Below are 12163 nucleotides of genomic sequence, written 5' to 3'. Positions count from 1 at the left end.
TAATCAATAAGGGGGTTCGCAATGAAGGAAAAGGTATTTATAGTGGGAGCTGGTTATGTAGGAGCCGAGACTGCAAATTATTTAGCAATGAGAGATTTTTGTGATATAGTTATGATTGATATTCTTGAGGGAGTTCCTCAGGGTAAATCACTTGATATGAGTCATGCAAACCCAATAAGATATGCTTCTCCAAACATTAGGGGACAAAATAATTATGATGGAATAGAGGAAGCAAAAGTTATTGTTATTACAGCAGGTGTTCCAAGAAAACCTGGAATGACAAGAGAAGAATTACTTGATGTCAATTTTAATATTATTAAAAGCGTTACAGAAGAAATAAAAAAGAGAAATAAAAATGCAATATTAATAGTAGTTACAAATCCACTTGATGCAATGACCTATGCAGCCTATAAGATTTCTGGGTTTGAAAGGGAAAGAGTAATAGGGATGGCTGGTGTTTTAGATTCAACAAGATTCAGAGCCTTTATTGCTATGGAACTTGGAGTAGCCTATGAAGATGTTTCAGCAATAACTCTTGGAACTCACGGTGATTTAATGGTTCCTCTGCCAAAGTATGCAACAGTGGGAGGTATCCCCGTAACCCATTTAATTCCTAAGGATAAGTTAGATTCAATCGTTGAGAGAACAAGAAAGGCTGGTACTGAGATAGTATCCCTTTTAAAGACTGGTAGTGCCTATTATGGACCAGGAGCTGCAACAGCTATAATGGTTGAATCAATAATTAAAGATAAAAAAAGAGTAGTTTCAGCTTCAGTTCTTTTAAAGGGAGAATATGGAATAAATGATATTTTCGTTGGAGTTCCCATAGTTTTAGGGGAAAAGGGAGTTGAAAAGATTATTGAAATGAAACTTGAACCAGAGGAACTTGAAGCCCTGAAAAAATCTGCCGAACACGTTAAAAAAATGCAAGAAGAAATTGATGCTAAATTGAAATAAGTAAGATCTATAAGAGCAGGGCTGGAGAGGAAAGAAGCGGCAAGTAAACTTGAATTTAATTATTTAAACTTAAAAAGAAGCCCAAAAGGAATTAGTACTAAATAACCTAACACAAGAAATATAACAGAAAACGTTTTATCTCCAAACCAGAGAAATACAAATCCTATTAGAGCAGAAACTATACCTAATACGATTAAAATATAGTTTTCTTTTTTATAGGGTAAAGTGTTTTTCATTTTTTTATTTTAAGAAAAAGAAAGTTAACTTATCAAAATTCAAGGAGCTCAAATTTTTTATCTTTGATTTTATAAAACTTTACATTCTCTATGTTTTTACCAAAAAGATAAAACTTAAAGGAGCCTTTAAAATACGCTAAATCTTTTAAGAAATTTAATAAATAAAATGAGCCAGTTATATTTTTTTCAAGGGCAAAATTTAGAATACTCCCGATGTCGTAGCCAATTGAAGCTATTTTGCTTGGATAATAACCGTATTTAGATTTAAACTCAGAAATAAACTTTTCTGAGACAGAGTTATCCCATATACCGGCACTGGCAAAAATTACTCTTTCTTCCACGTACCTATTAGACTTAATTGCAAAATCCTCTGTTGTAAATTTTCCAGTTGTAAGTATTTTGGATCTTAATCCCTTAAAGACAATTTGAGAAGAGAAAGATAAAAGGGACTCCTCTGTTCCTGAAGGAAAAACAATAACTTCTGGACCACTTGTATCTTGAAAAAAATTAATTATCTGATCTATTTTATTTTGAAAATCAAGTGAATCAACTGAAAAAAATTGGTAAAAAGTCTTACCTCTATTTCTGAGTAAATCTATCAGCAAAGATGTAATACTTTCTCCCTCATCGGTTTTTGGTAAAAGAACACATATTTCATTAATATTATTTGGCACAATAAATCTTTCTATAAGTGCTTTAATTTCAAGATAAAGTGAGTTTGAAAGAGTTATAATATTTTCTCCATATTCACAGGCTCTAATGTAAGATAGGGCAGGGACTATAAACACTTTATCTCCTTTTTTTGCAAAATAAGGAAGAGCTAAGTAAAGGCTTTTACTCAAAAGAGGTCCTATTAAGATTTTAAAGTCATAATCGTAATTAAAATGATCTTCAAGTAATTTATATGTATATAAAGGATCATCCCTCGTATCAAAAACCTTATAATTCTGATGTTTAAATGAAAGTTCAAAACCCTTTAAAAATTCTTGTCCCAACAAACTATCTGGTCCTGAAAGTGGAAGGTAAATAAAGATATCTTTTGATTTTTTTAACCTAAAAATAGGTTCTGTTTCTTTTTCTTTTTTTGTGTAAATTTTTGCAATTTCCTTAGTTTTTTTATGTTCAGGAAACTCTCTTTTTAAAACTTCAATGATTTCCTCTTGAGCCCTTAAATCTCCTTCTTGTTTTGCCTTTTCGTAAGCTATAAATAAAACATCTGGATAAATTTCAAAATCTCTGAGCTTATTAATATTTCTCAATAATTCTTTTAAAGATAATTTTTTTGAAAGATCTAAAGCTTTTGTTTCAGCCTCTTTAAAATAGGGTGAGTCTCTGTATTTCAATATAGCAATATAGCTTTCGAGGGCTCTAACTAAAAAATTAATTTTTTCATAACTTTTTGCAAGCATGTATAAAACTTCTGCCCTATGTTCACTTTTAGGGTAAGTGCTCAAGAATATATTTGAATAAATTATGACAGAGTCGTGTTTTTCAAAAGAATATAAAAAAAAAAAAAGATAATCGATTTTTTCTCCTCTTTCACCCCTTTTAAGCAGACTTCTTATTTCACTCTCTGCTTCTTTTATCCTGTTAGATTTTATCAGCTCGATTATTTTAACTTCACCTTGGCTTAAAAGAAATGCTAATAGCAAGAGCTTCATATATTATCTAAAAAAAGACCCCTCCCATTTTTGGGAGGGGCCCTTCCCTTTTATATATACCAGAACCGCTTTTACCCCTTATTCAGTAACAACAAGTTTCAGATTACCTTTTGTATCTCCGTTATATCTCAGGAAGTATATTCCAGATTTGAGGCTTTCCACCTTTATCTCATTGCTTCCCTCTTTAACGTAGATGGTCTTAGATGTAATTCTTCTTCCAGAGAGATCGAAAATATCGAAAGCCATCTTACCGTTCACAGGGGATACAAACTTTATAGTTCCGTTAAATACATTTCCATTAAGGGTGAGCTTTCTTGAAGCAAAATTATCCATAGATTTCTCAAAAATCTTAAGCACAGGAACATAACCTGTTAAAATATAAGTGGGAACCGTACCACCAACTATATAAACATTATAATGAAGATCTAGTCCAGCATTAGTACCATCCCATCCTCTTGGCACATTAAATAAAAGCCATAAATTATAGTTACCAGGAGCAGTTACATGTTTTATTGTATGAACTTTATGCTCAATCTTATCATCGGTTGGTTGATTACTTACATCTCTAGTGATATTAATAGGTGCAGACCAAGTAGCTCCTCCATCAGTTGAATATTTTACATAAATATCAGTCCATCCATACCTCCTATTAGGAACATGGTCAATTGTATGATACGCAACATATGTAACAAAAAGTATATTTCTGACATGGTCTATTGTAAGCTCAATATTTGTAAAGAAGATTAACTCGTCAGGATCTATTACTGTATAAGTAGCTGTAGGTGTCACAATATACGCACCATTTCCAGCCTCAAAAGTATCGGCTGCTCCAAAAACTATAGGATTTGTAAACCTACATGTAGTTGTTAAAAGAGCCATAGGTGTTGTTGCATTAAAGAGGGCAAAATCCCAGTAATTTACATACCAGAGAGTATTAACAATGTAATCTACTCCTTGGAATCTAAAGGTATCTATTGGAATAGCAAAGTAAAGGGGAATATTAGTCCAAGTAGCGCCATCATCATAAGAAACTTTAACAGTTTCAGGATCTACAAGAGCTGCAAGTGCTCCATCCCAATAATCCATTAGCCATACACCAGGGGTATGTGCAGGGAAAATTTGAGCAGGTGGATCAGGATCAACAAATCCAAGTCTCCACCACCAATGAGTGAAATAGTTATTATCCTGTCCTACAAGGAAATTAACATAATTTCCCATATCGTTTGAAGCGTTTCCAAAACTCCTGTAACCGACAAATCCAGGTGTTGTAATGAAGTAAGTTAGTATATTTCCTTGAGGTAGAGAACCATCAGATGGAACAGTAGAGATTGCACCTTCAAATGGAGTTCTCACTGTTGAGTATGTAAGAATAAAGGTATCGCTATTACCCATCCAGGGACCTACGTTAGGATATCTGCCGGCTCCATCAATGTTGTATGGCCATATTCTTGTCCAAGTAGCACCACCATCCTTTGAAAAAACAAGAGCTAAACGACCAGTTCCTGGATAAGCTGGGTTATCAGACAATCTTCTATAAGTAAAAAAGACACAAGATTGATCAGGTGATGTATTTATTGGTTTTGGAGCTGTATATAAAGTTGAGTACTGATTAGGCATCGTATCTATATAACTAATTGGTATCGTTGTATAAACTGGAGGAGCTGAAGGATAAATATCTGAGGTATTTTTCAAGTCCTCACGATCAATTATAACATGTTCCATAACAGTAGGCCTTATTGTTCCTGCAAGGAGGAATCCTACAAAGAGTAAACTAAGCACCCCCTTTTTATTATAACTCATTTAAAACCTCCTTTTTTTTAGGGATTTGAACCCCCTCTTTGAATTTTTGCAATCTCTATTATATCTAATCATTCATCAATTCTTCAATTTTTAGAAGAATTTTCAAATGTGTTGTAGGATCAAAGGGATCTTCAGGATAATCAATCCAACCTGATAACTTTAATATATCAACTGCATTTGCATATAAACCTTCCTTAAAGTAAACATAGGCAGCAGATCCAATAATGTTTGTAAACTTTATAAAGGGATAGTGAGGAAAATAGAAGGCTCTACTTCTTCTTACAAGTGAATAGAGATACTCTGCAGACAAAGACCTTTTATCTTGAGCCAGGTAAATTAAACCAATCCCCGCCCATGCCCATGAGAATATATCATCAGTAGAACTTTGTGGTTTATAGTAAGTATAGTCAATATAAGTTATAGTGTCAGGCGGTGTCCCTTTGAAATACACAAGAGTATCATCAAAATATATGGGACTGTGAACATCAGCTGGAGCCTCAATAACATTCGATACCCATACAATATTTCTCTTTTTCGTCCTTATCGCCCAAGTAGCTCCATAGGGCAAAGATCTTGAAGTTATAATAGTAGCAACCTCCTTAAACTTCTTTTCAACAAGAGATATTCCATCAATCGCAAGAATTAGAGAAAAGTAAGAAAGAGCAGAAGACAAGTCATAATTCTTTTTTGAAACCAAGGTATAACCCTTACCAAGAAGAGCCTCTCTATCACGTAAATTAAGGGTTATAAGAGAATCAAACAGAAACTCAGCAACATCAAACTCTCCCCTATCATAGTGCTCCCAAGCCTGTTGAAGCAGAAGATCCCTTGAAGGCTCTACCCCAAATTCAGGCTCTGCCCTCTTACACGAAATTAAGGCAAATACTATAACTAAAACAATAGTAACATACTTTATTTTTCTCATTTTCTCCCCCTTAGTTTGAACCAAGAACTATTAATTTTTTCCTTATCATTGAGAATCCTTTAATATCAGCCTTTATAAAGTAAATACCATTTGAAGGAAATCTTAACTCAAACTCATAAATTCCAGATTCCTTCTCCCCGTTAAATACATCGAAAACTTTTCTTCCAGCTAAGTCGTAAATAGAGAGCGTCACATCTGTCTTAATTGGAACATAAAGTAACATCTTGCCCTTACTTTCTCTCCAAAGTCCATCAACCTTTAACACTGGTTGATTCTTTACAGTTCCACCTGCTCTTACTTGGAAAATACCGAAAGCATTTGTTTCAAATACAAATTTACCCTCAGATCTATCAACAAATCCTTCCACAGGAACCCATCCAAGTTCTTCATCGTATCTAAATACACCGCTACCTTCTTTTGTTAAAGCTGGATCTTTAATTTCTACTATAAAAGTTTGACTCAATTTCCTTCCCCTATTTCCAATTACAAAAACGTCAGATATCCCCTCATTAGAACCTGGTACAATAAATTCTGTACCTTCCCTATCAAACTTTGAGAGAGTTAGGAATAAATTATTAACGTTATTTGGAAAGCTCACCTTTACTGAACCATCCGAACTTGCATATATGCCTCCTCCCTCAACATAATAGGTAGGAACAGATAAAACAACCTCTGTCCCATTTCCGGTTGTATCTTCAACGTAAGCGGTAAAGGTATAAATCGTTGACTTTCTTGGGATCTCCTTTGAAGTAGTGTAAAGAGCTATAGGAGCAGCAGCCGCTAAGTTAGTAAGATTTTCTTCTTTCGCTACTAACTTCCCTCCCTCAGTAATTTTAAGAATTACACCTTCTTCTTTTGCATCCTTAAAAATCTTTCTCCTACTCCATACGTAAACATCTACAAAGTTATCAACCATTGGGTTCTGGAGTACAATCATAATAGGATGAGGAGCCTCAGTATCTCTACCTCTTGCAGTACTATAAACCCTTCTTGGATTTTTATTTACAACAACTATCTTTTGTCTTTTAACTGTCTGATTATCTAAGAGCTCTATGGAGTAGATATTTTTAGAAGAATCAACAGGCAAAACTCTTACAACTTCAATCGTAGTATCTCTGATATTTCCATGAACATCTCTAACAAATTTATATCTAACATCGTAAACTTCCATATATGTAAACCAGTTTCCTTGTCTATCGTAATAGGAAGCTTCATCGGATACACTTAGCTTAAGTATATGTTTTTTAGCATCTGGATTGTGCCTATAGATTATATAAGAATAGGGCTCCTGTTCTATAAAACCGTATCTTTCTGAAACAGTAGCCTCCTCGCGAGGGAAAGGATTTATAAGTCTAAAGTGGTAATCCCTATTATTATCAAAGGTTCTATCTATAGCATTCGCTAGGGCCCAAGAAGTTATGTAAGGATTGAATCTCTTCCATGTACTTGATGTATCCTCAAAAATTTCTTTTATTTTCGCTAGTCCATATCTTTCCTTTATATATTCAAAAAGTGTAAAGACTCTTGCTGTACTGAACTCATTTGCTTCAGGTTCACCAAGTCCATGGTACTTAGAAATATTAAACATGTTTACGTTTGTTCCAGTTGAATCGTAGTATGCGGAAAGATCAAAAAGTCCTGGAACACCTGTTATAAGAGGATTATTGTAAAGAATAGAATCTGTCCTTGACTTATAATTAGCAACAAGAAGTGCAGCTAAACCCTTCCTTACAAGTTTATCTTCATTAGGCTTTAAAACAAAAAGTCCCCTATTAACAAACTGATAGTTAAATACAAACTTCTTCTCTATAGTAGAAAGTGAGAGAAATCCACCAACCTTTCCGAGTACCTCAAAACCTACCTTAACGTATATTGCGTCCTTTAGTTCTTGAAGAGCCTCTGAGTGCTTGTCATGAAGAGTAAATAAAGTAACAGGCATAATGTCTGAGGGTTTATAAGGAGGACTAGCATTAGGATCAGGAGGTGTAACAAGATAGGGATTTATAACAAAGTGAATATAGGATTCTGGATAATCTCTGCCAAAATAGTCTCTAAACATTTTTTTAATTTCCTCTATATCGATATAAAGGGTGTCATTAAATAAAGCTTTAAAGGAATTTACGAAAGCGTTAACAATTTCGTCTGCTACATTAACACCAATTAATTTTGAAGCTTCTGGACTCTGTGGATCATACTTTTCATCTATTCCAGGGTTAAAATTCCATACATAATTTCCACCACCAATATCTTTTAAATAAAATAAGCCTGCTTCACAAGCATACCATAATCTATTAAACACGTCAGGCTCAATATCAAAACCATTTAGTGAACCATACGCTTCAAATATCTCTAAACCCTTTGTAAGATGATTACCTTGATCATCATATACACCTTTACCTTTTATTACTGCAAAATAAGTTCCCAAACCAGGATAACTACCAGTAGGTTTTTCAGTCACAGCTAAAACATTTTTACCTTGAAATGCAGATATCGGTGTAAATGTTAGACCGTTATCAACTGAATAATAAGCACCACTAGTTGTAGCAAGATAAATTTTTGCACCTGGCACTCTGTTCCCCTTAACAGAATTGACTTTGTAATTATTGATCTGCGTCCAACTAGTTCCATCCCATCTAAAAAGACCAGCTGGTGTAACTGCAAGAATAAATGAACTTGTTGCATAGAGCATCTTAACCGAATCAGTTAGATCCCCAAGTTTATTCCATTTTAAGTAATACTCTAATCTTCCTACTACTGTATCCCTCCTTATAAAGTTTATGGTATCGAGCTTGCTAAAATATACTCCCTCAGTTGTTCCAACATAAACAAAAGTGTCAACTTTACCTACAATTAAAGAAACTGAAAGAGCCTTAATTGGATTTTTCACAAGTGTATCAATAAGAGTGTTATAAGGTAAAGTATCGTTAATATTATCCTTGAATACAAAATTCTCCCTTAATAATGAATCTAAAGTTACACTGAAAATTTTAATTTTCCCATCTGAAGTAAGAGCATATATCAATTCAGGAGAAGGTATATATATACCTCCTGTTCTTCTGTAAGATAAAGAAATATCAACTATATCTCCTTCAAGTGGTCTTGAAAAGGCAAGTACATTTGTATTATCTAAACTTGCAGTTCTGTAAGCACCAAGACCATCTACAATAAGCCACCCGTACTTTCTCTGAGGTAAAGTACCTGAAATTCTGTTTATTATAAATTTTTTGACCGGGATTTTATCATAGGGAGTCCATACATAAAAGCGCAGCTTCCTTAAAGATCCCCCCTCCTCATAAGTTACTGAATCGATATGTCTTAAAATTATAGTATCAGCATAGAAAGCAAGAGTTATCCCCCACCTCAAAAAGATCTGACTTTTACTCTCACCAAGAGTATAAGAAGAATATAGCCCAGAGAAAAGTATTGCTAATAGAAACAAAAATTTACTCCTCATACTTCACCTCCTTTAGTATATAAAGTTAATAGAAAATCTGTGAACAAAAGGTAATATACCCATATCATTGAATGAGTAGTTTAGCTTTAAAGTTCCAAACTTAACTTTTGTATTAAGACCAAAACCTAGGGAAAGCCCTCCTTCATTAAACTTCTCTTCTATTACTCTTTCACCGATCAAAACAAAATATCCAGTTGAAAAATAAAAAGTATTAAAATCAAACTTTAAACCACAGTGGAAACTTTCATTGTAATCTGTTGGGTGCAAAAGCTCAAGTGTACTTGTTATTTTCAAAAACTTTGAGATATAAGGGTCAAGAGCAAGACCTAACCTGAAAGTGGTAGGCAAGGGATAACTTGTGTAAAACCTTTTATATTCGTTCATCTGACCACCTTCATATAAATATTGTATATATTCTCCTGAAGGCTTTAAGTCTGGACCCAAATTAACAAAAGCCATTCCTAATCTAATTGTATAAAGACCTGTATTAAAAACTGTTCCAGCATCAAAGGCTATACCCCTTGTCTTTGAAATTGAACCATAACTTTCTCCTACATATTTTATTGAAACACCAGAAGCAAACCTATCCGTAAAATATCTGGAATAATTCAAACCAATTTGATAAGCATTGTAACTAAAGTATTTACCTGTAGGGCCTTCTACAGTCCACTCCTCCATATCACCAGAGAAGAATCCCGAAACGAAAAATCCAAAATTTCCATAGAGCCCTTGACTTTTAACAATTGAAAAGTAGGGAACCCTTGTGTCCTCAAACCACACTGTATAACCAGTATATAGCTCTAAACCCTTAACATCAGCTGTTCCAGAGGGATTCCAAAATACACTGGAAGCACCACTAGAAATGGCTGTATAGGCACCACCCATACCCATCGCCTCAGGAAGAAGAGGTATAGATAGAAAGTCTGCACCTACATTTCCCACCTTCTGCTGCGCATAAACAAATGAAGCTAATACAGAGAAAAGCACTAAAAACCTCTTCATTTTTATCCCCTCCCCCTTAATCAAGAATTACAAATTTACCTATCTTTGTCTTACCTTCAGGCGTCTCGATCTTATAATAATAAAATCCTGATGAAACTTTAACATTATTCTCATTCAAAAGATCCCATACTTCTGTTCCTGTCAAATTGTTATGGTTTAATAGCTTTACAAGTTTTCCACTTGCTGTGAATATATAAATCTTGCATATTGGAGGAAGGTTCTGAAATTCAATCTTACTATAAAGTTCTGTCGCTGACCATTTTGCTGAACCTACAAAAGGATTTGGAACAACCCTAACTTTTGAAAGATCGCCTTCTTCAGCAGGTTCAGTTGTTATGTAAAGAGGTATAGCACTACCATCTGGCGATTTTTTGTAATTTGTTTTCGGTGACTCAAGAGAGTCAACATCCATAGCAGTTACAACATAGAAATAAGGAAAACCAACTTGAGCAGTTGTATCAATAAATGTATGAGAAATATTTCCAAATTGATCTCTTTTAATTTCTGCTAAGAGAGTAAACCCTCTTGGTTCAAAAACACTTCTATATACCCTATAGAGCAGAAAATCTGGCACTCCCTTTAGAGGATCCACATAAGTTTCAGCAGAGTTATCCCATACAAGGAGTACTCCTTTTTTAGTTAACTGATACTTAAGAAGTGGAGTAGGTGGAGGTATAGGTATTTTCCAGTGATCATCCTTTGTAGGATCAAACTTAGGAGGAGTAGGATGAGCAGGATCACCAGGATTTCCCGCATAATACGCTCTATAAGCCCACTCAAGGGTCTGTCTTGCCCCTCTTAAAAAGCCTCTTCCCCAGTAATTATCCATACCTCCATTTAGACCCTGTCCTACACCGGCAATCCATACAAACTTAAGTGTATCTCCACTTTTTAATGTATATGGACCTACAGTGTTTAAGAACCTATAATCAAACTCAGCAGCGTTAAGATCAACAGGATGAGGAGCGTATCTATAATTCTGTGTTGCTGGATGTTTTCCCTTCATATACCTATACCTATCTAAATCAGTCCCAGGATCAGACTCCCAGTTCCACCACTGGTGAGAGAAAGGCCTAATTATTCTACAGGTATCACCATTAACTACCCATATAGAATCCGAGGGTGATGGAGGCGCATATATGAAAGCACCAAAGTTATAACCAGCCGACCTTCCTCCCTCTTCTCCTGTATCGTCTCCAGGTACAGCTGGATCATCTGCATCATAAATATAACTCATACCATAGGGAATTAAATAACCTATAACTGTATCGTACTCACCATCTGGTTTTCTAACTGGTATTTTTGAAGCACAGGCAGTACACGTTCTAATATGCTCCATCTCATGATCACCCCAAATAAAGTAATCATCAGGTATACCATCTGAAAACTCTATATAACCATCTTCTTGCCCATAGAAGCTTACCTTATCCACATAAGGTGGAAATCTAAAGTCAGATCTCCATTCGTTTGCTGTCCATCCTGTAAAATGAACAAGATCATCTATATGAGGTTCACTTGCATCTGCTCCAGAGACATCACAATCATACCACATCCCAACAAAGAATGAATCAAGTTGATCCCCTATACCAGGAATATCAGATGAATCCTTATCAAAAGTAATATACATTTCGTAGGCAATAAAATCATTGTAAGGATCATTTGGCCATGTTAAAACTCTCCATAACACTTTTACACCAAGATGTCTACCAGGACTGTTTCTCGGGTTTGACTTTGCATCATTAAAGACTACCACAATATCAAAAACTGACTTTCCAGGTCCTAAGTAATCCTTAAAGTTTATCTGTGGGTTCCACTCGTTTGCAGTGTAATCAGCTTGCGTAACATAATACTCTCCCCTTACTTTTGCTCCAACGAGAAAGTAAGCAAGCCAGAGGTAGTAGTTATTTACAGCTGCACCACCTGGCCAGGTAAAACCCCAAAGGTTAGCAGCAGCTTCCCCACCTAAAAATCCAAAATTACTCATCCAATTCCAAGCCTCAGGAATTGTCTGATTGTATATTGCCCTTGGTCCCTTGAAAATAGTAAATTCTTTCCTTTGAGGAGCAAGCTTATGAAAAGCATACACATTAAAGCCTAGAAGTGCTACAAGAAGAAGTCTTTTCATCTT

The 12163-nt window shown here is 34.9% G+C and carries 8 protein-coding genes; 1 reads left to right on the top strand and 7 read right to left on the bottom strand.

Annotated elements, in window-relative coordinates:
- Positions 1-21 precede the first annotated feature (21 nt).
- Positions 22-957 carry a malate dehydrogenase gene (mdh, locus tag ABDH49_07070; GenBank protein ID MEN3046724.1) on the top strand — a complete coding sequence of 312 codons (936 nt, stop codon included), beginning with the start codon at positions 22-24 and terminating at the stop codon, positions 955-957.
- Positions 958-1016: 59 nt separating this feature from the next.
- Here the strand turns inward: mdh and ABDH49_07065 are convergent, their stop codons facing one another.
- The 7 genes from ABDH49_07065 to ABDH49_07035 form a co-directional block, all read right to left on the bottom strand.
- Positions 1017-1193, bottom strand: a complete 177-nt coding sequence (locus tag ABDH49_07065) for a hypothetical protein (GenBank protein MEN3046723.1) — start codon at positions 1191-1193, stop codon at positions 1017-1019.
- A gap of 32 nt (positions 1194-1225) precedes the next feature.
- Entirely contained in the window at positions 1226-2854 is a 1629-nt protein-coding gene (locus ABDH49_07060; GenBank protein MEN3046722.1) for a hypothetical protein, read from the bottom strand.
- A gap of 78 nt (positions 2855-2932) precedes the next feature.
- On the bottom strand, positions 2933-4654 hold the full coding sequence (locus ABDH49_07055) for a T9SS type A sorting domain-containing protein (GenBank protein ID MEN3046721.1): 1722 nt from the start codon (positions 4652-4654) through the stop codon (positions 2933-2935).
- A gap of 64 nt (positions 4655-4718) precedes the next feature.
- On the bottom strand, positions 4719-5579 hold the full coding sequence (locus ABDH49_07050) for a hypothetical protein (GenBank protein ID MEN3046720.1): 861 nt from the start codon (positions 5577-5579) through the stop codon (positions 4719-4721).
- Between the two features lie 10 nt (positions 5580-5589).
- The gene (locus tag ABDH49_07045) at positions 5590-9033 is read right to left on the bottom strand and encodes a T9SS type A sorting domain-containing protein (protein ID MEN3046719.1); all 3444 of its coding nucleotides are present in this window, start codon (positions 9031-9033) and stop codon (positions 5590-5592) included.
- A 12-nt stretch (positions 9034-9045) separates the two neighbouring features.
- On the bottom strand, positions 9046-10035 hold the full coding sequence (locus tag ABDH49_07040; GenBank protein ID MEN3046718.1) for a PorV/PorQ family protein: 990 nt from the start codon (positions 10033-10035) through the stop codon (positions 9046-9048).
- A gap of 16 nt (positions 10036-10051) precedes the next feature.
- Positions 10052-12160 (bottom strand): T9SS type A sorting domain-containing protein, encoded by a 2109-nt coding sequence (locus ABDH49_07035; protein ID MEN3046717.1) that lies wholly within the window; start codon positions 12158-12160, stop codon positions 10052-10054.
- Positions 12161-12163 lie beyond the last annotated feature (3 nt).

Source organism: Candidatus Hydrothermales bacterium (assembly GCA_039630235.1).
In the GTDB taxonomy this organism is placed as follows: Bacteria; Hydrothermota; Hydrothermia; order Hydrothermales; family JAJRUZ01; genus JBCNVI01.
This window is presented reverse-complemented; position numbering and strand designations above follow the sequence as displayed.